Origin of the sequence: Sphingobacterium suaedae (assembly GCF_042684625.1) — a bacterium.
In the GTDB taxonomy this organism is placed as follows: Bacteria; Bacteroidota; Bacteroidia; order Sphingobacteriales; family Sphingobacteriaceae; genus Sphingobacterium; species Sphingobacterium suaedae.
The window spans coordinates 12,916-36,916 of the sequence record NZ_JBHULR010000020.1; the positions used below are offsets into that span (position 1 = coordinate 12,916).

General features: G+C 45.6%; 18 protein-coding genes. 17 read left to right on the forward strand and 1 reads right to left on the reverse strand.

The features are described 5' to 3' along the window. Nucleotides 1-47 precede the first annotated feature (47 nt). The 15 genes from ACFSR5_RS18320 to ACFSR5_RS18390 all read left to right on the forward strand — a co-directional run bounded on the left by ACFSR5_RS18320 (nt 48) and on the right by ACFSR5_RS18390 (nt 20,628). Nucleotides 48-1,112 carry an efflux RND transporter periplasmic adaptor subunit gene (locus tag ACFSR5_RS18320; RefSeq protein ID WP_380905923.1) on the forward strand — a complete coding sequence of 355 codons (1,065 nt, stop codon included), beginning with the start codon at nt 48-50 and terminating at the stop codon, nt 1,110-1,112. A gap of 38 nt (nt 1,113-1,150) precedes the next feature. Beyond that, complete coding sequence (locus tag ACFSR5_RS18325) at nt 1,151-1,744, forward strand: TlpA family protein disulfide reductase (RefSeq protein WP_380905924.1); 594 nt, start codon at nt 1,151-1,153, stop codon at nt 1,742-1,744. A gap of 228 nt (nt 1,745-1,972) precedes the next feature. Beyond that, nucleotides 1,973-2,368, forward strand: a complete 396-nt coding sequence (locus tag ACFSR5_RS18330) for a hypothetical protein (RefSeq protein WP_380905925.1) — start codon at nt 1,973-1,975, stop codon at nt 2,366-2,368. Nucleotides 2,369-2,380: 12 nt separating this feature from the next. Further along, entirely contained in the window at nt 2,381-3,013 is a 633-nt protein-coding gene (locus ACFSR5_RS18335; protein ID WP_380905926.1) for a TlpA family protein disulfide reductase, read from the forward strand. A 318-nt stretch (nt 3,014-3,331) separates the two neighbouring features. Then, the gene (locus tag ACFSR5_RS18340) at nt 3,332-5,728 is read left to right on the forward strand and encodes an ABC transporter permease (RefSeq protein ID WP_380905927.1); all 2,397 of its coding nucleotides are present in this window, start codon (nt 3,332-3,334) and stop codon (nt 5,726-5,728) included. Nucleotides 5,729-6,348: 620 nt separating this feature from the next. Continuing rightward, nucleotides 6,349-7,695, forward strand: a complete 1,347-nt coding sequence (locus ACFSR5_RS18345) for a sigma-54-dependent transcriptional regulator (protein ID WP_380906157.1) — start codon at nt 6,349-6,351, stop codon at nt 7,693-7,695. A 247-nt stretch (nt 7,696-7,942) separates the two neighbouring features. Continuing rightward, nucleotides 7,943-8,020, forward strand: a complete 78-nt coding sequence (locus ACFSR5_RS18350) for a potassium-transporting ATPase subunit F (RefSeq protein WP_380906159.1) — start codon at nt 7,943-7,945, stop codon at nt 8,018-8,020. A gap of 168 nt (nt 8,021-8,188) precedes the next feature. Continuing rightward, entirely contained in the window at nt 8,189-9,877 is a 1,689-nt protein-coding gene (gene kdpA, locus ACFSR5_RS18355) for a potassium-transporting ATPase subunit KdpA (RefSeq protein ID WP_380905928.1), read from the forward strand. Between the two features lie 21 nt (nt 9,878-9,898). Beyond that, nucleotides 9,899-11,911 (forward strand): potassium-transporting ATPase subunit KdpB, encoded by a 2,013-nt coding sequence (gene kdpB / locus ACFSR5_RS18360; RefSeq protein WP_380905929.1) that lies wholly within the window; start codon nt 9,899-9,901, stop codon nt 11,909-11,911. Between the two features lie 99 nt (nt 11,912-12,010). Then, the gene (locus ACFSR5_RS18365; RefSeq protein ID WP_380905930.1) at nt 12,011-12,571 is read left to right on the forward strand and encodes a K(+)-transporting ATPase subunit C; all 561 of its coding nucleotides are present in this window, start codon (nt 12,011-12,013) and stop codon (nt 12,569-12,571) included. 5 nt (nt 12,572-12,576) lie between these two features. Beyond that, entirely contained in the window at nt 12,577-13,653 is a 1,077-nt protein-coding gene (locus ACFSR5_RS18370; RefSeq protein WP_380905931.1) for a porin, read from the forward strand. After that, the gene (locus tag ACFSR5_RS18375; protein ID WP_380905932.1) at nt 13,653-14,777 is read left to right on the forward strand and encodes a sensor protein KdpD; all 1,125 of its coding nucleotides are present in this window, start codon (nt 13,653-13,655) and stop codon (nt 14,775-14,777) included. Before ACFSR5_RS18370 ends, ACFSR5_RS18375 begins: the two co-directional genes overlap by 1 nt. A gap of 12 nt (nt 14,778-14,789) precedes the next feature. After that, entirely contained in the window at nt 14,790-16,553 is a 1,764-nt protein-coding gene (locus ACFSR5_RS18380; RefSeq protein ID WP_380905933.1) for an ATP-binding protein, read from the forward strand. Nucleotides 16,554-16,811: 258 nt separating this feature from the next. Next, nucleotides 16,812-18,995 (forward strand): alpha-galactosidase, encoded by a 2,184-nt coding sequence (locus tag ACFSR5_RS18385; RefSeq protein WP_380905934.1) that lies wholly within the window; start codon nt 16,812-16,814, stop codon nt 18,993-18,995. A 1,435-nt stretch (nt 18,996-20,430) separates the two neighbouring features. Next, nucleotides 20,431-20,628 carry a hypothetical protein gene (locus tag ACFSR5_RS18390; RefSeq protein WP_380905935.1) on the forward strand — a complete coding sequence of 66 codons (198 nt, stop codon included), beginning with the start codon at nt 20,431-20,433 and terminating at the stop codon, nt 20,626-20,628. A gap of 321 nt (nt 20,629-20,949) precedes the next feature. Here the strand turns inward: ACFSR5_RS18390 and ACFSR5_RS18395 are convergent, their stop codons facing one another. Further along, nucleotides 20,950-21,474 carry a hypothetical protein gene (locus ACFSR5_RS18395; RefSeq protein WP_380905936.1) on the reverse strand — a complete coding sequence of 175 codons (525 nt, stop codon included), beginning with the start codon at nt 21,472-21,474 and terminating at the stop codon, nt 20,950-20,952. 773 nt (nt 21,475-22,247) lie between these two features. On the opposite strand from ACFSR5_RS18395, the gene ACFSR5_RS18400 reads away from it, so the two are divergent. Both ACFSR5_RS18400 and ACFSR5_RS18405 read left to right on the forward strand, forming a co-directional pair. Beyond that, nucleotides 22,248-22,841, forward strand: coding sequence for a sigma-70 family RNA polymerase sigma factor (locus ACFSR5_RS18400; RefSeq protein ID WP_380905937.1), 594 nt, complete (start codon nt 22,248-22,250; stop codon nt 22,839-22,841). Nucleotides 22,842-22,966: 125 nt separating this feature from the next. After that, nucleotides 22,967-23,986, forward strand: coding sequence for a FecR family protein (locus ACFSR5_RS18405; protein ID WP_380905938.1), 1,020 nt, complete (start codon nt 22,967-22,969; stop codon nt 23,984-23,986). The last annotated feature ends 15 nt before the right edge of the window (nt 23,987-24,001 follow it).

The following is a 24,001-nucleotide window of genomic DNA, read 5'->3' on the forward strand; positions in this document are numbered from 1 at the left end:
ATAGAAAATCAATCCCCCTACTGGTCTTGGCCACATTGCTGGTCGGGGTGCTTTCGGCTTGTTCCCAAAACGAACAGGATAAAGGGCAAGCGCAACAGGCGCAGCCAAAAACCGTGCATGATAAGACCGCCCCTGTACAGGTCATTCAACCCGTATACGAACTATCTGTTCCGGCAGAACTGAAACCCTTCGAGCAGGTTGCGGTATACGCAAAAGTTACGGGCTTTGTAAAGCAACTGTATGTCGATCGTGGCGACCGGGTGCGTAAAGGCCAGCTTTTGGCCGTGCTGGAAGCCCCTGAAATGCAGCAGCAGTACCTTTCCGACAAGTCGACAGAACAACAGGTACATAGTGCTTATGTATACGCGAAGCAGGCATATGACCGGTTAGTTGACGCCTCCAAAACACCGGGAGCGGTAGCCGATATGGAATTGGATAGGGCAAAAAGTGCCATGGAAAGTGCGAAATCTGCGTACGATGCTTCCAAAGCCGGCACCGCCCACGCGTCCCAATTGCAGCAATACCTACGCATCACCGCCCCCTTCGACGGCGTGATTACCCAGCGCAATGTATCCGTAGGTGCCCTGACCGGAGGGGCAGGCAATACACCCCTATTCACGATGGGCCAGCGCGACAGACTCCGCCTTACGCTCTCCTTACCGGAAAAACATGCCTCTTCGGTGCAGCCCGGGATGCACGCGACGTTTACGGTCAGCTCGCAGCCCGGCAAGACATTCGAGGCCACACTATCCCGTACCTCCGGCATGCTCGAGCCCCAAGACCGTTCCCTGACCTTAGAGTTCGACGTGCACAACGTCTCCGGCGAACTGCAAGGGGGCGACTACGCACAAGTCGAGCTTCAGTTAAAGCGTAAAAATCCTTCCCATTGGGTGCCCGCGACAAGCCTATTGCACACCCAGTCCGGCACATTCGTCCTGACGTGGGACAACCACGAGGTAAGACGGGTCGCTGTACAGGAGGGCATCCGTCTCGATACGTTAATCGAAGTATACGGTAACCTCGCTGCGTCTGACCGGATCCTGCTCAAACCGTCGGAAGAAATCCAGACCGGCAAGACCGGATCGGCTGCTGCTTTCAAAACAACACGCTAAGACAATACCCCATGACGAAACACGTTACATACATGAACATGATGAAAATAAGATGGATTAGAAAACCGGTGCGCAGGGCACTAGTTATGCTCGCCGGAGGCCTGCTGTGGGCAGGCTGTCAGCAACAGGAAAAACAAAACAGCACGCATGCCACCGATCTTCCGGCGCAGGCCGTGCCTGCCCATGAAGCGATGGCCCCGACCGACACCCGCGCCGATATCCTTTTCAAGGATACAAACGGAAAAACGCTATCGCTGCGTTCCTTAACCGGCAAGGTGGTATTTATCAATTTTTGGGCAACATGGTGCCCACCCTGCATACAGGAAATGCCTTCCATTCATCAGTTGAAGCAATCCTTCAACGACACGGCGGATGTGGTCTTCCTGATGGTCGACGTGGACAACAACATCGAAAAATCGAGCGCATTTATGAAAAAGAAGAAGTATGACCTGCCCGTATATGTGCCCGCCAGCGATATTCCACCCGACTACCTGGGCGGCGCCATCCCCACGACGGTAATCCTCGATAAAAAAGGCGAGGTGGTCGCACGCATGGAAGGAGGGCGGGACTACGCCCGTCCGGAAGTACAAAAAGCGTTACGCGACCTGGTAGAAGAAGACTATGGGTTTTAAGCGTCGACTTTTGGTTGCATCGCACAGATCTAAAAGCGCCTGCATATCGGCAGGCGCATAGATGTTTTCTTTGCCACGGAAACTGCACATAACCAAGACGGTGAAGCGGGATGAAGCTATTTAAATTTCAAAAAATATGTATATATTCGTGTAGCTCGCGGAGGAATAAAGCACGTGCGGATAGCTCCTAATCACTCATTTTTGGTAATGACATACTGATTTAATTTTATGCTGATTGTTAGAATGCTGGTACTGTTTGCCGCATCCATAACGTGGATGTCCGCCGGCTTGGTATATGGGCAAGACCGTATCCGCTTTACGATCAACCTCCACGGCATGGACAAAGAAAAATTAGTCGTGCATTTTGACGACGGTGTTGTGTTGAATGTGCTTGATCTGAGCCAAACCGATTCCGTTTTGCTGGTTGATCAACCCATTTATACGCCTTATCCTGCACTCTTCGCTATTTATGATGGGAAAAGTAGTGATAAATATCTCATAGAAAAGGACGGTGCGGTCTTGAACCTATTTTACGATGCAAGCCGTAGCAAAACCCCCGTTTATTCCAACAACAACACACGAGTCAGAGCAATTGATGATACCGTTTCAAACAGCCTTTACTGAGATCTGAGGAGGTTGCTACGGGACGACTTGCACCAACTGAACAACCTGTTTACCAAGCATGGGGCAGAGATTCGGACGAACGATTCGGTGCGTCATGCGCTTGATCAGGCCTGTAGATCCGCGAACGCGAAGTCCATGACCTTTCTGGCCAAGCACCCGAACGATTTTTTCTCTTTTTATTATTTCAAAGACCAGGTTTTGGGTTTGACAGACTTTTTTGTTGGCGATGATCCGGAATATGCTGCAGAACAGTTGGCGTATTACCGCGAGACATTTCCGGAAGCGTTCAGATCGACCGGTCAAGGAAAACAGATCGATGCGGGATTGGTACGTAAAATCTCTCCGGTAGTACTAAAAGAGCAAGCCATGATGCCCGAGGTAAAGTTCAACACTATCGACGGACATAGCATCGCTTTAAAAAATCAAAAAGAGCGCTTTATCCTGTTAGATTTCTGGGCGAGCTGGTGTACGCCCTGTATACAGCAACTGCCCGATCTGAAAGCGTTGCGCGACGAGTTCTCGGCAGACAGCTTGAAAATCGTCAGCATTTCCATTGATCGTGATTCCAGCAAATTTGTGGAGGGCATGAAGTTGCACGACATGAACTGGACACACGGACTAGATCGGGGTGGTGTGGAGCAGTAATTTGGGGATCACGTCGATCCCCAGGGTCCTGGTACTAGACCAAACGGGCAAGATTGTCTACTATAAAACGGGGGGCAGGCTTGATCTGGATCGGATACGTGCGATCCTACGGGATAGCGAATAATTCAATGCGTTTCTCCATCTTCATTTTCCGATGTCCGCCACCGCACACCCACTGTCCGTAATCGAACAGATTAAGGGTTGTGGATGTAGGTAAAATACTGATACACATATTGTTGTAAAAATGGCATCATCTTGTCTGCGCAATGCGTATAGGAATACGCCGCAAAGCGGAACACGTGGAATAACAGAGCCAATATGATTAGACAACATATCAAATACGCCATTCGATCCTTGAAAAAAGATAAAAAATCATCGATTTTTTTAATTTCGGGATTATCGATCAGCTTAGTTGCTGTCCTGCTGATAGCCCTCTGGGTGACGGATGAACTGACCTTCAACCGGATGTTTAGCAAATCCGGCCGGACCTATCAGCTCGTGGCTTCCTTTGACAGCCAGTCCGATCAGTTTATCCATTCCACACCCGCACCTATTGCTACCGTTGCCGCGGCAGAGATTCCAGCGATCGAAGCGGTATGCAGGACACAGCGCAGCAGGATGACCACTTTTGTCCGGGGAACAAGCCAGTTCGATGAAAACGGCCTGTTTGCCGATCCGTCCTTCCTGCAGGTATTCGATCTGCCCGCAACCTATCTGCATAACGACACCCCCTTTTCCCAAGTTCAGTCCATCGTGCTGACCAAGACGTTCGCTTCAAAATTTTTCCCCGAGGGAAATGCCCTGGGTCAAACCATTGAACTGGAGTTGGATTGGATCGTCCGATCGGGAAAAGAACCGTTTGTGGTTTCTGCCATTGTGGACGACTTTCCGGAGAACAGTTCGCTGAAAGGTAGCTTTATCCTGCCATATACCTTACTGAAACGGATAAAAGGCGAAAATTATGAGGCGGAGTGGGGCAACTTTCAGAATGACATTTTTATCGTATTGAAAGACGGTCACAACCCATCTACGGTTGCCCGGCAATTCACCGATATCCAACAACAGCAATTCGGTCCGGCGGAAGAACCGGGACAGAATGGGCTCTATGCCGATTTCGCCTATTACCTGCAAAACATCGAAACCCTTCACCTGTACAATCCGAAAGGCAAGCAGCAAGGCATGCTATTGGTATACTCCGTTTTGGGATTGGGTTTGGTCATACTGGCCATTTCCTGCTCCAATTACGTCAGCTTGGTTACGGCGAAGGCTACCAAACGCGGGAAAGAGATCAGCTTGCGGAAGATCGTGGGTGCCTCGAAAAAACACCTGTTTATACAGTATCTCCTGGAATCGGGCCTGATCTTTGGCGTGGCTTTGCTCTGCGCGATGGTATTGACCTACCTGACCCTGCCGTTCTTCAATGAACTGACTGAAAAAAACCTGAAAATCGATGTCCGGTCGTATGAAGTATACCTGATCGGTGCGGTCACGTTCCTTTCCACGCTGCTTTTGGCCGGTATGTATCCGGCCCTGCTATTTTCCAGCAATAAGCTGGTACAGTTGATCAAGTCGGGCAGAGACCCGCACAGCGCTTCGCAAAAAGTCAGAAAAGCATTGGTCATTGTACAATTTACCAGTACGATTATCCTTATCACAGGGACGCTGGTTTTTCAGAAACAGATTCAGTTTATGCGGCAAAAGGACCTCGGCTATTCGAAAGAAAATGTATTCCTGTTTGAGCAAAAGAACTTTCTCCCGCATTATGACGCGGTGCGGAGCGAACTCGAACGGCAGCCCGGTATCGCCGGCGTCACCGCGGCCAGCAGCGATGTGACTGATTTTGGCTCCGAAACGGCCGATATCGATTGGAAAGGGAAGTCCAGCAAGCAGTCAAATTTCTTTATTACACAAGTAGGAGTAGACCGAAATTTCACGCAGGTATTAGGCATCTCCTTGGCTTCGGGAGAAGGATTCTCGGGAACAGCAGCCGATAGCAGTAAGATACTACTCAATGAACAAGCCATTCAGGAGATGGGCTTGGCCGACCCTGTGGGACAAACCATTACGTTCCGTGGCAAAACCATGACCATTGCCGGCGTCATGAAAAATTTTAACTTCAAGGATCTGAAAACAGAAATCAAGCCCTGTGCGTTCTTCCTGGGCAACGGGTTTGCGCTGGGAGGGATGTACGTGAAAGCCCAGCCTAACAAGATCGACGAAGCCTTGGTCGCTGTGCAAACCCTGTGGCGGAAGTATAACCCGGAACATCCCCTGCGGTATCATTTCTTAGACGAGGCCTTTGCGATCATCTACAAAGAAGATCTGCTCAGCGCAAAACTTATTTCCATATTCTCCCTATTGGCTATCGTCCTGTCCTGCACCGGCCTGGCGAGTTTAATCCTATTTTCTACCGAACTGAAAGTTAAGGAAATCGGTATTCGCAAAACATTGGGCGCTTCTGTCCAAAGCATCATTCTACTGCTCACCAAGGAGTACATGCGTCTGATCGTGCTATCCATCGTCGTAGCATTTCCTATCGCCTGGCTGCTGGCCAATAGATGGCTCGAGAACTATGTTTATCGGACGACACTGGATTGGTGGATCTTCCTGCTCTCCGGTGCGGCCATCATAGCGCTTGCGCTATTGTCCGCAACGAAGATAGCTATCCAAGCTGCGCGGGCAAACCCTGTCCATGCCTTAAAAAACGACGATTAACAGGTCGCCGGGACAAGGAGGAAAAATGCGTATCTAAAAGCGTCGGTATACGGCGGGAAGCGTATTCATTGCTTCTAAAAATAACGTCTTGGCATTTATACGGGGCGCGAGGAGAAATCTAAAAGCCATACTGGTGGGGGCGTTTTAGGTTTCTCTTTTCCGTTCAAAGAGACGGTGTCAACACATTTCAAAAATACATCCCTGACATCTAATACATATAGATATTCCTCTTATCTGAAAATGTAGATCGACAGTTCAATGTAAATAGATGGCGATATTGTCATTCTTTATTAGTAGAACAGCAGAAAGGCGATATTAAAAGTCAAATGGCTTCGGTGGTACGGCATCCGCCGAGATATTATCAGTACACAAGTCTTGGAACATACAACGCTTTGCTTTCGTTTTTTTATATTTTGGCAGAAGAAGTTAATTTCGATTTGGGATTGTTAAGCCTGTTACCCGATGCACAGGGCGAGGATTATGGGGAAGAACGGTTTGCCAATCGGATGAAGAAAAAAAGAAAGGAAGGAAATTGTATTGATACGCTAACCACATCTTTAGCAGCAATATTTCATGAGCCAACGTTATTATGTTTAAATTTGCCCTATAAATTTTCTACCGTGAGCAAAGTTTTAATCATCGATGACGAAGAAAAAATAAGAACCCTGCTTTCCAAAATCATTACGTTGGAAGGGTTTGATGTGTTGCAGGCTGGCGACATCCAAAGCGGTTTAAAAAAACTGGAAACAGCTGATGTTGATGTCGTGATATGCGATGTAAAACTACCGGACGGAAGCGGTGTTGAAGCCATCAAAAATATCAAAGAGAAATATCCTTCCGTAGAAATCATATTGCTCACCGCCTACGGAAACATCTCAGATGGCGTTCAGGCAATGAAAAACGGAGCTTTTGATTATATTACCAAAGGCGATGATAACAACAAAATCATTCCCCTGCTCTATAAAGCAACCGAAAAAGTGACACTCGCCAAACGGCTAATGCAATTGGAAAAGCAGTTGGGCAATAAATATTCTTTTGATAACATCATCGGGAAATCCAAAACGCTTGGTGCTTCCATTGATGCAGCCAAAAAAGTGGCGGACAGTGAAACAACCGTTTTGCTTACCGGAGAAACCGGAACAGGGAAAGAGGTTTTTGCACAAGCCATTCACAATGCAAGCAACAGGAGTAAACAAAATTTTGTAGCCATAAACTGTTCTGCCTTTAGTAAAGAATTGTTAGAAAATGAATTATTCGGACATAAAGCAGGTGCGTTTACAGGTGCGTTGAAAGACAGTAAAGGAATTTTTGAGGAAGCGAATAACGGTACGATTTTCTTAGATGAAATTGGCGAAATGCCTTTAGATTTACAGGCAAAGCTGTTACGGGTGTTGGAAACGGGCGAATTTTTAAAAGTCGGCGACAGCAAATCAACCCGGGTAAATGTACGCATTGTAGCCGCCACCAACAGAAATTTACAACAGGAAGTAGAAGCAGGTAATTTCCGTGAAGATTTATTTTATCGTATTGCCATTTTCCAGATTGCATTACCTCCACTTCGGGAAAGAATTGTGGATATAGAAGAATTGGCGGCATTGTTCTTACGGACATTCACCAGTAAGACCAACAAAAAAATCAGTGTAATTTCAAAAGGCTATCTGGAAGCACTGAAACAGCACTCATGGAAAGGCAACATCAGAGAACTAAAAAACGTTATCGAACGCAGCGTAATCCTTACCGATAGCACCGAATTAACAGAAAGTAGTTTGCCTGCCGAATTACAACCATTCAACTCGGTAGGAACCCGGGAAAAAACACTGTCCGCATTCGACCTTGCCAGTGCCGAAAAAATACATATTCAAAAGGTATTAAATTACACAGGCGGCAATAAAACAGAAACTGCGAAGCTCCTGAATATTGCCTTAACAACATTGTATCGCAAGATGGACGAATACCAGATAAAATAATCCTTTCAAAACGATAGTATCCACCCTTTCAAAATGAAAGGGTTTTTTATTTTCCTTTTTTAACAAAAACGGTTTAATTGCTTATAATACAGCTGTTTAATATCGTTCCCAATTCTATTGGAATAGGGATTGTCTATCTCATGGCATAACAAAATAAATAATTGATTATGCTTACAGTCATTTTACTCCTTACCGGGCTTTTGTGCTTTGCCCTCTTTTTTTCACTCATTAAACTCTTTGAAAAGATATGATTGTGTTATTCATCATCGCCATGGCTGTATTTTTCTATATGTGCTATGTGCTGATTAAACCGGAAAAATTTTAAGAACAACAGGACGCAATAAACCGGAAAACAAGCCGAAAATAAAGACAGTATGAGAAACATAAACGAGGATATGAAAGAAGTTTGGAAAGTGGTCAAGATATTTCTACTTGTTTTTGGATTGGTCATGCTTATCGGCTGGTTTATTAAACTATTATTCCATTAAAAAATATGAACACAGACATTTTAGGTATTATAGCCATGTTCGGGATAACGCTTTTGCTGGCAATCCCTTTTGGCCAATACATTGCAAAAGTATATGCAGGTGATAAAACCTTTCTCGACCCCGTATTGGGTCCCATAGAACGATTTTTCTATAAAACATCAGGCATCAATCCCAATGAGGAAATGAACTGGAAAGAGCATCTGGTAGCCTTGCTGACCATCAACCTGCTCTGGTTTCTGATGAGTATGGGCATACTGATGAATATGGGAAGTTTACCGCTCAATCCCGATGGCAACCCAAGCCAGTCCGCAGATTTGGCGTTTAACACCACCATTTCATTTTTGGTAAACTGTAACCTGCAACATTATTCAGGCGAAACAGGCATTAGTTATTTAGGGCAGATATGGCTCATGTTTCTCCAGTTTGTAACCGCAGGTGTGGGCATGGCAGCAGCAGTCGTATTGTTCAAAGCATTTCGGGAAAAATCAGCCACTCAATTAGGTAATTTTTACCATTACTTTTTAAAATCCTGCACCCGCATTTTATTACCTGTATCGCTGGTTTTAGCTGCCATTTTTGTATTTAACGGTATGCCCATGACTTTTGAAGGCAAAGATACCCTAACCAACTTACAGGGCAATACGGTAGAAGTAAGCCGCGGTCCGGTAGCCGCTTTTGTGCCTATTAAACACGTAGGCACTAATGGTGGCGGCTTTTTCGGTGCTAATGGATCTCATCCACTTGAAAACCCTTCGTACCTGACCAATATGGTCGAGATGTTCGGACAGCTAATTATTCCTATGGCGATGGTATTTGCCTTTGGCTATTTTATCCGCAGGAAAAAATTTGCCTGGATGATGTTTGGTGTAATGACGGTCGGATTTCTGTTATTGGTCATCCCAAATATCACGATGGAAATGAACGGGAACCCGGCAATCGCACAGATGGGAATAGATAATGCGCTCGGAGCAATGGAGGGGAAAGAAATCCGTTTTGGAGCAGCGGCATCCGGCTTTTGGAGTATCGTGACCACCGTTATTTCTACGGGCAGCATCAACTCTATGCATGATAGTTCGATGCCCTTATCCGGTATGAACGAACTATTGGCAATGATGGTTAACGCATTTTACGGCGGTGTGGGTGCAGGCATACTCAATTTCCTCATCTTTATTATTCTGGCAGTGTTCATCAGCGGATTGATGGTGGGTAGGACACCCGAATTTATGGGGAAGAAAATTGAAGCCAGAGAGATGAAAATAGCGTTGATCATTGCATTAGCACATCCACTGCTTATATTGGTCGGAACTGCTTTCGCAGCTGCATTACCGCAATACACATCGGCAACTTTAGCCAATCCTGGCTTTCACGGTTTCAGTGAAATGCTGTATGAATACACCTCGTCGGCAGCCAACAATGGGAGTGGTTTTGAGGGCCTAGGAGATAATACCCCCTTCTGGAACATATCCACAGGAATAGTATTACTATTGGGCAGGTTTCTACCCATTATCGGTCCCGTTGCCATAGCAGGTTTACTTGCAGAAAAGAAATTTATACCGGAAAGTGCAGGAACACTTAAAACCGATACGGCAACATTCGGGCTGATGGTATTTGCCGTCATAGCCATCATTGCCGCACTGGCATTCTTTCCGGCTTTGGCATTGGGTCCTATTGCCGAATATTTTTCACTTTATTAATCCTTATCAACTTCAACAAAAATGAATAATAATAGCAATAAATTATTTGAACCCGCATTGCTGAATGAAGCTCTGAAACAGTCGTTCATTAAGCTGCATCCTGAAAAAATGTTCCGCAATCCGGTCATGTTTATGGTGTGGATAGGTACGCTGGTTATGGTAGGCGTATGTGTATGGATTACCACGGGCGAACAAAATCAGGGCGGTCTGCTCTATAATGTTATCGTAACGCTTATACTTTTTATCACTTTGTTGTTTGCCAATTTTGCCGAAGCCATTGCCGAAGCCCGAGGAAAAGCACAAGCCGACAGCTTACGTAAAACCAGAGAAGAAACACCCGCCCGATTAGAAAACGGAGAAACGGTTTCTTCCTCACAACTTAAAAAGGGCGATGTTTTCATCTGTGAAGCAGGCGATATTATCCCATCCGACGGCGAAATTATGGAAGGTTTGGCAACCATTGACGAAAGTGCCATTACAGGCGAAAGTGCTCCCGTAATCCGGGAGGCAGGAGGCGATAAAAGCAGTGTTACTGGTGGTACAAAAGTATTGTCCGATAGAATTAAAGTCTGCGTAACCACCGAAGCAGGCGAAAGTTTCTTGGATAAAATGATTACGTTGGTAGAAGGTGCAAACCGTCAGAAAACACCCAACGAAATTGCTTTGACTATTCTGTTGGCAGGTTTTACACTCGTGTTTATTATCGTAGTCGTTACGCTGAAACCCTTTGCAGATTATGCACAAACACCCATTACCGTAGCGGCTTTCATCTCCCTTTTCGTCTGTTTAATTCCGACGACTATCGGCGGATTGTTATCAGCCATCGGTATTGCAGGGATGGACAGGGCTTTACGGGCAAATGTTATTACCAAAAGCGGTAAAGCGGTTGAAACCGCAGGAGATGTGGATGTTTTACTGTTGGACAAAACTGGAACTATTACCATCGGTAACCGAAAAGCGACGAAATTCTACCCGGCAAATGGTGCGGATGAAAAGCATTTTATAAAATCAGTCGTGTTGAGTTCGATGGCAGATGAAACTCCCGAGGGAAAATCCATCATCGAATTGGCGGGCATTAATCCGTTGAGCTACCAAATTGAAAAGCCCCGTTTTATCAAATTTACAGCAGAAACAAGAAGCTCGGGAATCGATTACGATAATATCAAAATTAGAAAAGGAGCTTCAGATGCGATCAAAAATCTGGTTGAAAAAGCAGGAAACCATTTTCCACAGGAAACCGCTGAACAGGTAAAAACCATTTCAAGCAATGGCGGAACGCCACTCGTTGTTGCCGAAAATGACAGCGTATTGGGCGTAATTGAATTGCAGGACATCATAAAACCCGGCATACAGGAACGTTTTGAGCGATTGCGTAAAATGGGCATTAAAACCGTGATGGTTACCGGGGACAATCCGCTGACGGCAAAATACATTGCCGAAAAAGCAGGTGTAGATGACTTTATTGCCGAAGCAAAACCCGAAGATAAAATGAACTATATCCGCAACGAGCAATCACAGGGCAGACTGGTAGCGATGATGGGCGATGGTACGAACGATGCACCCGCCTTAGCACAGGCCGATGTCGGCGTGGCGATGAACAGCGGTACGCAAGCCGCTAAAGAAGCAGGCAATATGGTGGATTTGGATAACGACCCGACCAAGCTGATTGAGGTCGTGGAGATAGGCAAGCAATTGTTAATGACCAGAGGAACATTAACCACATTCAGTATTGCCAATGATGTGGCAAAGTATTTTGCCATTGTTCCAGCACTGTTTATTGCTTCCATTCCTGCCTTACAGGGATTAAACATTATGAAGCTGCATTCGCCTGAAAGTGCTATCCTATCGGCAGTTATTTTCAATGCTATGGTTATTCCGTTACTGATACCGTTGGCGTTAAAAGGAGTAGCCTACAAGCCTATCGGAGCCAGTGCATTGCTACGCAGAAATTTATTCATCTACGGTTTGGGCGGCATCATAGTTCCGTTTGTAGGGATAAAGCTTATCGACCTATTGGTTTCCGTATTTATTTAAAACATCAACAAAAATGAAACCGTCATGGTTTTCAAAAATCCCACAAAGGAATAATTAAACCATGACAGCTTCATCACACAATATAAAAAAATTAGATAGATGAAAACACATATTTTACCGGCTATCAAGCTAACGGTTTTAAGCATCCTATTACTTGCAGTAGCCTATCCGCTTATCGTTTGGAGTATGGCACAGTTCGCTCCAAATAAAGGAAAAGGAGAAGTGATTACATACAACGGCAAAACGTATTATACCAATATAGGACAGTCTTTTACAGAAGATAAGTATTTCTGGTCACGCCCTTCTGCGGTAGATTATAATGCCGCGGGTTCCGGAGGCAGCAACAAAGCGGCTTCCAATAAGGAATATCTTCAACAAGTTCAGGCAAGAATTGACACATTTTTGGTACACAATCCGGGTATTGCCAAGTCTGAAATCCCCGTGGATTTGGTAACGGCAAGCGGTAGCGGTCTCGACCCGAATATTTCCGTACAGGCGGCAAAAGTACAGGTAAAACGCATTGCCAAAATCCGTGGCATTGCCGAAGGAAACCTTCAGCAACTCATCCTTGCCCATACCGAAAAACCTTTGTTTGGATTATTCGGACCTGAAAAGATAAATGTTCTCAAGTTAAATATCGCTTTGGATACTTTAAAGTAAAGCAAATGAAAAATACAGTATTGGCGGTGTTGATTTTAGTAAGTATCAATTGTTTTGGACAATCAGATAGCACAAAATCAGCGTTTTCTTTTAGCGGATATTTAGAAATGTACTACACCTATGATTTTAATAAGCCCAACGACCATAATCGACCCGAATTTATGTACTCACATAATAGACATAATGAGTTTAACGTGAATTTAGATCTTGTAAAAGCATCCTATAACACCGATTTGGTAAGGGCAAATTTTGCTTTGGCTACCGGTACTTATATGAATGCAAATTACGCAGCCGAACAGGGCGTGTTCAAAAATATATATGAAGCAAATGCCGGAATAAAAATCTCGAAGGAAAAGAATTTATGGATTGATGTCGGCTTTTTCCCTTCCCACATCGGTTTTGCAAGTGCCAGAGGAATGGACAACTGGACGCTGACCCGAGGTGTTTATGCGGAAAATTCGCCCTATTTTGAGACGGGTGCAAAAATCTCGTACACGACCGATAACGGTAAATGGTTTATAAGCGGATTGCTATTAAACGGATGGCAGCGCATACAACGTGTAGATGGTAATAACACCCCTGCATTCGGTCATCAGCTAGCCTACAAACCAAATTCAAAAATCACGCTCAACAGCAGCTCCTTTATTGGAAATGACAAACCCGACAGCACAAGGCAAATGCGGTATTTTCACAACCTTTACGGCATCTTCCAAATTACCGAAAAATTTGCCTTAACAGCAGGATTTGATATTGGAGCAGAACAAAAAAACAAAGGAAGCAACCACTATAATACGTGGTACGCACCGGTTGTCATCGTAAAATTTAGCCCTGCCGAAAAACACAATGTGGCAATAAGAGCTGAGTATTATAACGACGAAAACGGTGTGATCATTGGCACAAATACACCAAATGGATTTAAAACTTGGGGATATTCCATAAATTACGATTACCTGATACGGAAAAATATCATGTGGCGTATAGAAGGACGAGGGCTTAGCAGCAAGGACAAGGTCTTTACGGGAAATGATAAACCAGACAATAACAATTTTTTCATTACAACATCATTAGCAATTGCACTCTGATGACAGATAAAGACCAAACCGTACAACAGTTTCTTGACCTGATAAAAAAGGCGAGGCGAGGAAAATTCAAAGTCTACATTGGCATGAGTGCCGGTGTAGGCAAGACTTTCCGTATGTTGCAGGAAGCACATTCATTGCTGCAAAATGGTATCGACATCAAAATCGGGTACATTGAAACGCATGGCAGAAAAGAAACACTGGCTTTGTTAGAAGGGCTTCCCGTTATTCCACGCAGAAAGCTGTTTTATAAAGGCAAGGAATTAGAAGAATTGGACGTTCAGGCAATTATCAATTTACGTCCTGAAGTCGTGATCATCGACGAATTAGCCCATACCAATATCGAAGGCAGTAAAAATGAAAAACGCTGGCAGGACGTATTGGATATTCTCGATGCCGGCATCAATGTGATTAGTGCGGCAAACATACAGCATATCGAAAGCCTTAATGAAGAAGTAAGAAACATTACCGGTGTTGAGGTCAAAGAACGAATTCCTGATAGCATTATTGCACAGGCAGATGAAGTGGTGAATATAGATCTTACCGCAGATGAACTGATAACAAGATTAAAAGAGGGAAAAATATATGAGCTTACAAAAATTGAAACCGCATTAAATAATTTTTTCAAGAGTGAACACATTCTGCAATTGAGAGAACTGGCATTAAAAGAAGTGGCTTCACAGGTCGAGCGTAAAGTAGAGAGCGAAATTACTTTACCAGGTTCTTCGAGAAGGGAAAAAATTTTGGCTTGCATCAGTTCCAATGAAAAAACCGCACGGAATGTTATCCGCAAAACCGCACGGTTGGCGAACTATTACAACAGCAAATGGTTTGTTCTGTATGTACAAACACCAAAAGAAAGTTCGGATAAAATAGCCCTTGGTAAACAAAGACATCTTATAAATAACTTTAAATTAGCTACAGAATTAGGCGCAGAAATCATCAAGGTGGAAAATGACCATGTTTCCAGAGCGATTATTACGCAGTGTGAGCAACGAAAAATAACCACCGTTTGCATAGGAAAACCACATTTAAGCCTGTTGCATATTATTTTGGCAGGCAATGTTTTCAGTGGTCTGTTAAAAAAGCTGTCCACAAATAACATTGATTTGGTGATATTAAGTTAAAGAATTGAAGTGATGAGAATAAAAACAAAATTAACGTTAGGTGTAGGGCTTTTATTTGCAATGATAGCCCTGCTTACCGTGTTAAGTGCAAATCAGATAAATAAGCTGTCCAACGATGCTAAAAACATTCTGGCGGACAACTACAATACGGTCGATTATTGCCGTCAAATGCTGGATGCGTTAAACGATGATATTTCAAATCCCCAGCAGCAAAAGAAATTTCGTGAAAGTCTGACAAAGCAAACAAAAACCATCACGGAAGTAGGCGAAAAGGAAATTACAGACAGCATACAAGCCGATTTTGCACAAATCATAAACAATCCCGATGATCGAACCTTACATAAAACCATACAGAAAGACATTACCAGTGCCATGCTGCTGAATATGCAGGCGATACAATTAAAAAATGGCGTCGCTCAAAAAACAGCTGAAAACGCCATTTATTGGATTGCTATTACCGGAACATTTTGTTTTATCGTAGCATTCACATTGTTCGTAAATCTGCCGTCGAACATTGCTAATCCCATCCGGGAACTTACAGAAAGTATTAAACAAATCGCAGCAAAAAATTACTCCAGAAGAGTGCATTTCGAGCAGCACAACGAATTTGGAGAGTTAGCCAAATCGTTTAATACCATGGCTGAAAAATTGGAAGAATACAGCAGCAGTAGCTTGGCAAAACTGATGATGGAAAAAAAACGTATCGAAACGCTCATCAATAATATGAGCGAACCGGTTATCGGTTTAGATGAAAATCAGACCATTTTGTTTATGAACGATGTGGCGTTAAAAATAGCCGGATTGCAAAAAGAAAATGTGGTGGGCAAGCCCATTCATACAATTGCCGAACGAAACGACCTCATAAAAACCCTGATACAGGATTTGCCCGAAAATGAAACAGCCGATAAAAGAACAAAATCCCTTCCGATAAAAATTTATGCCGACAGCAAAGAAAGCTATTTTGAGAAAGAAATTATCCCCATTAAGATTACGCCTACTGGCGAGCAGACAGAAACCCATATCGGGGACGTCATCCTTTTACAAAACATTACCCCTTATAAAGAATTGGATTTTGCGAAAACCAACTTTATTGCCACGGTTTCCCACGAACTAAAAACCCCTATTTCATCTATAAAGATGAGTTTGCAATTGCTGGAAAATAAGCAAATTGGCGAATTAAATACAGAGCAACGGAGCCTTTTAGAAAGTATAACAGATGATACCGCACGATTACTGAAAATTACGGGAGAATTACTGAATATGACGCAGGTGGAAAGCGGTACTATCCAGATAAGTATTGTTCCAGCTGAAGTCAGAGAAATGGTAGAATACGCTGTGAATGCCACCAAAGCAGCAGCCGAACAAAAGCAAATCAACTTTGAAGTACGAATAGCCGATAACCTGCCTCAGGTACTTGCAGACAATGAAAAAACCGCTTGGGTACTTACAAACCTGCTTTCCAATGCCATTCGGTATTCTTATGATAACGCAACGGTTTATATTGATGTAACAGCGGCAGATCACAAGGTGCAGTTCTCCGTCACCGATACGGGGAAGGGTATTTCTCCACAATATCTGGACAAGATCTTTGAACGTTATTTCCGCATTCCCGGCACAAAAAAAGAAGGCACAGGCTTGGGATTGAGCATCAGCAAAGAATTTATACAGGCACAAGGTGGAGATATTGCGGTAAAAAGTGATTTGGGAGCCGGAAGCACATTTTCATTTTCTTTGAACAGTTTGCAGAAAAATAAACCTGACAACTTATCAACATAGCCAGATGGGAAAATTGTAACGGCTATTTTCGTCCTTTTTTATCCGCTAATAAGGCGGTTAGACCATACGACCTCACCGACACGACAATGCAGTGAATAAGTTGAGTCATTTAAACCCGCGAAATGGAACAATCGATTGCATATAGGATTATTTTCGCAAGTTGATTTAAATCGCTTATATTTCAGGAATAAGAGTGTTTTATAAATCTAGATCATCCCATAGCCTATACGGGCGAATCGGTTAAAAACGATGCATGCTATGAAGTTCACGAGCGTTTTATCTGTAGCGATATTCTTCGCGCTGCTGCTGCTCCACATCCCCGGATTGGGACAAGCTGTAGCGCCGCAGCAACAGGACTGGACCCTGCAAGGCAATGGAGCCTATCGGGCGCAAATTGCGGTCAACGATCAGGATATTGTGCTGGAAAACGGACTGGTACGCCGATCGTTCAAGATCCACCCCAATGCCTTCTGTTACGATTTGACCAACCTGATCACGGGGCAGCAGCTGATCCGCGCGGTACAGCCCGAAGCACAGCTGCAGCTCAACGGCAAATGGTATACGATTGGCGGTGTCTACGGACAAAAAGAGCGCGCCTATCTGAGGCCCGAATGGATGCCGGAGTTTACGGCAAGCGCCGAAGATTTTAGGTATGTAAAACACGAAATTCAAGAGCTGCCACCCCTGTTGCCCTGGAAAGGAGAGGCATGGTGGGCGACACACCAAGCGGCAGCCACCGGCAAGCAGATCACGTTCACCTATGCGGCTCCCAGCGATCCCGTGGTAGAAGGACTCGAGGTACAGGTACATTATGCGCTTTACGATGGGCTCCCCTTGATCAGCAAATGGCTAACGATCCGGAACAACGGCACACAAACGGTGCAGGTCAATCAGGTGATCCATGAAAAGCTCGCCTTGGTGGAGGAGGAGAGCGCCGTCGTGGGCTCTGTGGCCGATATGCGCAAGCAGCATGGCCTCTATGTGGAAAGCAATTTTGCGTTTAACAACGCCATGCGCTACCACCTCAGCGATCAGTCCCTGCACTGGAAAGCCGACTCCACCTACACCTCACAGGTCAACTACAACTACAGCACACCAGCCCTTCTGGAGGTCTATCCCAATGTGGGCGTAGGCGTGCGGTTGCAACCTACGGCCAACTTCACGTCGATCCGCTCGTGGGAGCTGCTTATGGACAGCTACGACCGGGAGCGCCGAGGGCTGGCCATACGGAAGATGTACCGCGCCCTCGCGCCATGGACCACGGCGAACCCGATATTTATGCATCTGGTCAGCAAGACCGATGAACAGGTCCACACCGCCATTGACCAATGTGCCGCGACGGGCTACGAAGCGTTGATCCTGAGCTTTGGTAGCCATGTGAACATGGAGGATACCAGCGCCAACAACCTCGCACAACTGAAAAAACTAGCCGATTATGCGCATCGCAAACATATCAAGATCGGCGCCTATTCGTTATTCAGCTCGCGGAAGATCAGCGAGACCGACGACATCATCAATCCCAAGACCGGGAAAACCGGCGGCACCATTTTTAATAACGCCCCCTGTTTTGGTTCGGAATGGGGGATTGGGTATATAAAACGCATCAAGACGTTTTTCGAGCGCACCGGTTTTGATATTTGGGAGAACGACGGTCCCTTTCCGGGCGATCAATGTGCGTCGAAAAGCCATCCCGGGCATCAGGATCTGGAAGACAGTCAATGGGTGCAGTTTACGATGCAGAAAGAACTGTATCACTGGCTGAATGCACGAGGCGTGTACATCAACTGTCCCGACTGGTATTTTTTGGATGGAACGAACAAGACCGGCCTGGGCTATCGGGAGGTGAATTTTTCCCTTCCCCGCGAAAACCAGCGCATACTCAACCGGCAGAATATATTTGATGCCCTATGGGAACAGAACCCGTCCATGGGCTGGGGCTTTGTGCCGTTGACCGCGTACCAGGGAGGTGGCAAAGAAGCCGTCTTGGAACCCCTGCATGAGCACCTCGAAGATTATAAGCAGTTGATGATGCAGTATTATGGAGCCGGCGTACAGGCCTGCTACCGTGGCCCGCGCCTCTACGATACCGACGAGACGAAACAGGTGGTTATTGACGTCATCCAATGGTACAAGAAATACCGCAGCATCCTCAATTCCGATGTGATCCATTTACGCCGGGCTGATGGGCGCGACTGGGACGGCTTCCTGCATGTCAACGCCCATGAAGCTTCCGTGAAAGGCTTGGGGATGCTCTTCAACCCGTTGAAAACACCGATCACCTGCACTATACAGGTGCCGCTTTACTATACTGGATTGACCCATCAGGCCAAAATAACCTTCGATGATCATACGGCAAAAACAACACCGTTGACTGCCGGATCGAAAGCCACGCTCACGGTTACCATACCCGCCGAAAGCTACCGCTGGTTTACGGTGGAGTAGGGGAGACGGTAGGGATGTTTAAAACGAGATATACTTGTGAATAAATGGAACGAGGAAACGATTTCAGCAGTCAAAAACGTCGAAGATCGGAAATTGGGTAAACTCCTCAGGAAAATAAAAAAAGGCGATATTCTTAGTTTGCTTGGAGCCTTCCCGGTTGGGTAGAAGCTTATTAATTGTTATGGGTGTGCTCAATAAATGTGTGGATCAGGTATCCAAGTATGGATAATAAAAAATAACTATAGTCTGGGAATTGATATCAATTCCAAAGCTTTGGCTTATCGAAGATTTTCTGAATTTGGGTACTTCTAAAACCGTATATAAAGCATCCGGAAGAGTGGTAGAAAAGAAGAGTTGTCGCGAGTGTCTCATGGGATTTATTCCCGGTCAAGAATAGATCCTGTATTAGGGGGCAATTTCTCCGACAACGACGTTATCTACCCCTCTCTATCCAAGAAAGAACTCCTACATTACATAAACTCAAACCCGTTATTTGCCGCGATGGTCACCAGTGGATTGATCACATCAAAAAGATTTTTCTTTTGACAGGCCGTTCTTCAGGTCTGTTCCGATATAGAAATAATCCTGCAATAGCTTTTCATTTGGCCAAGCTGAAAGCTGTTGTCTACGCCCTCTGGGAGATGGGCGGGGAGGTCGAGTTGGTGATACGAAAGGGGTAAGGTTTTTTGTCCTCTGTGCCCGAAGGTGATGATCCTTCTTACTGGTTTGTCCCTCGCACGACCTTTCCGCCCCTAAAGCCGGGGCTGGGCTCGTACTTTTTTCTCTCAAAAAAGTACGCAAAACCGAACGAAGTGAGCTCATCGACTAGTTGATAAAAGTCGTCGCTAGGGATCTTATGCATCCTTAGTAGCCTGTGCAAAGGCAAGTTCCTACAGATGCAACGATCCCAAGGCGACATTTTTCTGTTAATCTAGGGGACTGCAAAGAGATGTAAATAAGCGGTTTTAACGGTCTGCTATCGTTTATTCTCTGTTCGCTGAAGATGGCCTTGGTTTCGACTGCGTAGCGAGCCGTCGTCAATCGCCGTTAAGAACCATCCCCTGTTCGAACGCAGTGAGTTTGGGATGGTTTAGGCGATGACAGGCGAGGTAGCATCAAGAAACCTAGCCTTGAATCTTTGGTTCTTTCTTTTCAAGAAGAAAGAACAGGCCCTGTCGCGGCAAGCGACGGAAAGGTTGTGGGGGGCAAAGCGGTGGTGATTTATGTAAACTGGCGACATTTTTCTATTAAGGATGGGTTGTCGCAAGGAAGCGTAAGAAAACGGTCTGCTATCGTTTATTCCCTGTCCGCTAGCGCCATGACAAGAAGACAAGCGACGGAAAGGCTGTGGGCGAGCCAAATCTAGAAACGGAGGACCAAGACCTGATCACCGTTCGATTACCCCATTATAAATCCATAGTAACACAAAAACATCATGAATCATATCATCAAAAAAATTAGCCGTGCGGTACAGTTGGTACTGCTGGCTCCCGTGAAATTACCGGGAAAAGCACTACATATCGTTAAGTATATCGCTCTTGGGTTAGGAATCTTGGAATCGGTACTGGACGAGCCGGAAGAGAAGAAGCCGGAAAAGGCAGAAAGGAGGGAAGAGCATGAGGACGCTGAGTAATGTGCAAGCAGGCACGCTTGGTGGAACGCTCTGTTCCGTATAGAGCACGTTCGATTGGACAAACCTGCTGCATATCGCCGTGATGGCTATGGTTGGAGCCGCAGTCAGCTACCTGATCAGCCGGCTGCTCGATGGCAGTCGCCGCCGCCGGAGGCGGTGGTGATAATCGCCATCACGGACTCCCTGAAACAACCCCGAACGGTATGCTGCCTTCGGGGTTGCATGGGCGCTGTTGCGCAAAAAATAGCATTGGTTTCGAGGTGTAGCGTTTACGTACGACGTACAAAATGATAAGAGGGGCATAGCCCCCCTTATATTTCGTTAATCGTTTTCCCAATATTCTTCGTCATAATCGTCATAGAAATCTTCGGGATGCCGATCGACCGGTACGTCATTCATGACGCGTATGTTGGCTCTTCCCAAGTCTACATTGATCATAAATGACGGGATGCTAGCCGAGAAACGCCAATTGCCGCCATCTAGGTATACATAGCCTCCACGATATGGATCATAAAAGGTGCGGTAATCTCTGAAATAGACATGGTGCCGCGCATCGTATCGGTGCGCTCGTGCCCAAGATGGGATACCGTGTTTACGACGCTCCTTATAGTATTCTTTCCGTCGTTTCGCAGATTCGCGGTAATACTCGGCTTCTTTTTTGTCGCGTTCACGATAATACTCATCTCTCTTCTTTTCCCGTTCTCGAATGTATTCGTGCCGCTTTTTATCTGCTTCTTTTCGGCGTTCCCAATATTTGTCGTCGCCTCCGCGCTGCGCTATGGCCTGGTTTATCCCGACAGTAAATAAGATAAGACCGGTAGCGATCATTAATGTAAACTTTTTCATAACATGCAAGTTCTACTCCAAAACTGTACCAAACTAATCGTTTATCTGTAGGACTTTTTACCGGTCTAAAAGTTTAATATGGAATCTTAGAAGAAGGTCTGGGGAGGGTGTTTTTTTGTCTTCTATGGCAGTGATGGTCTTTCTTATTCGGTTTGTCCCTCGCACGACCTTTCCGCCCCTAAAGCCGGGGCTGGGCTCGTACTTTTTTCTCTCAAAAAAGTACGCAAAAAAGTCATCGCTGGGGATCTTTTGCATCCTTAGTAGCCTGTGCAATGGCAATTTTCTACAGACGCAACGATCCCAAGGCGACATTTTTCTGTTAATATGGTAGGGTGCAAGGAAGCGTAAGACAACGGTCTGCTATCGTTTATTCTCTGTTCGCTAAGACGGCCTTGGTTTCGACTGCGTAGCGAGCCGTCGTCAATCGCCGTTAAGAACCATCCCCTGTTCGAACGGAGTGAGTTTGGGATGGTTTAGGCGATGACAGGCGAGGTAGCATCAAGAAACCTAGCCTTGAATCTTTGGTTCTTTCTTTTCAAGAAGAAAGAACAAGCCCTGTCGCGGCAAGCGACGGAAAGGCTGTGGGCAGGGCAAAGCGGTGGTGATTTATGTAAACTGGCGACATTTTTCTGTTAAGGAAGAGTTGTTGCTAAGAGATGTAGATAAGCGGTTTAAATTGTTTGTTCCAACTCCAATATGACGGATTTCTTGATGTTTAATTAACAACCTGTTAATATGTAAACGTCAAATTTACAGCGAAATTATTAATTCTGATGGATTATACGCAGGTTCCTGATATCGAGTTGTTCCGTGGCTGCAAAGCGGGAGATATGCGGGCATACAACGAGTTGGTCGATCGCTATGCTCCGCGTCTGCAACAGATGGGGATGCGTTATCTACGGGATGAGTTTTTGGTGGAAGAGCTTGCTATGGATCTGCTGTTCTATATTTGGGAACGGCGACAGGATATCATCATTAACCAGAGCTTATCGGCCTATCTATTTAAAGCTTTTCGTAACATGATCGTCCGGCAATTGCGTAAAGCACCGGTGTATACCAGTCCGGTTGATGAGCTCCCGGCGCATGAGCTGCCCCTGGCTACGGATCCGCCCGACGGACAAATCCTTGCGAAGGAAATGGAGGATATATACCGGAAAAACCTGGCAGAACTCAGCCCGCAACGCCGATTGGTTTTTGAGCTTAGCCGCGATCAGCAACTGAGCTATAAAGCGATTGCGAGCCATACCGGCCTTTCGATTAATACCGTAGAGAACTATATGAGCGCTGCATTGGCCGCCCTACGCAAAAAAATGGATAACGATACCGTGCTCTTCCTGTTGGCCTTGGTATTGCCTATATATTTCTAATCCATTTTATATCAAATTATTTTTCTGTTAATCAGTGTGTTGTAGTTTTTTTTGTGGTAAAAAAACTTCGCTCTAGGTGGTAGCCATAGGTGTTAGGTTACTATATAGATAGAAGGAACTGAACCATGAAAGATCACGATATTGAACTGCTAAAAAAGTTTTTAGATCGCCGCTGTTCGGACGAGGAGCAGGCCGATGTACAGATGCTCCTGCAACAGGAGGAAAGCCAACACGTGTTGGAGGAGCTAATAGCAGCCCAGTCGGCTGCCGATTGGAATGCGACAAGCAAAGCGGATCCCGAGCAGCAGCCGCTTATCAATCGGTGGAAGCTCCATCTCCAGCAACGGATAGCACAGGAAGCGCAGAACCGCTCCAAGCGGCTGCGCATGCACAGATGGCGTCAGGTAGCAGCTGTCATCGTGGGTGTATTGTTTATGGCCGGAGTTTCTTTTGTGGGCTACAAACAGATGGTGCCAAAGAGGGCCGTCATCGAACAGCGCAATACGGGTGGAGGGCCCATAAAATATGTACTTCCGGATAGCACATCGGTATATCTAGCTGCTGGTAGCGAGCTGCGCTATCCGGCACAGTTCTCGGGCGGCACACGGGAGATACACTTAAACGGAGAGGCTTTCTTTGATGTGACACCCGATGCGACGAAGCCTTTTGTCATCCATACAGGAAACGTCCGGACACGTGTACTGGGCACGTCTTTTCGGGTAACGGCATTTGATTCCACAGCCGTTGAAGTGGCTGTGGCTAGCGGTAGGGTACAAGTCACAGATCACCAATCAGAAGAACCTAGGGCGTTAGCTTTATTGACCAAAGGGCAGAAAGTACACTACGATGCTGTGCGTGGATCGGTTCGCAAGGGTCTGGTCGACGCAGCATCGCTGGAAAATTGGGCTTCGGGTGAGGTCTATTTTGATGGACAAGAGCTCGATAAAATACTAGCATCATTACAGCGTATATACGGTGTGGCTTTCCGCTTGGAAGATCCCCGTTTGGCAGCTGTTCGCCTGAACGCGACGTTTTCGGCGACCGAACCTTTGGACGATGTTATGGAGATGTTGGCTTTTGTGGGCAAGTTCACGTACCGCTACGATTCCCAACAACAGGTCATGATCCTATATCATACGCCGTAAGGATTGCCATGCCTG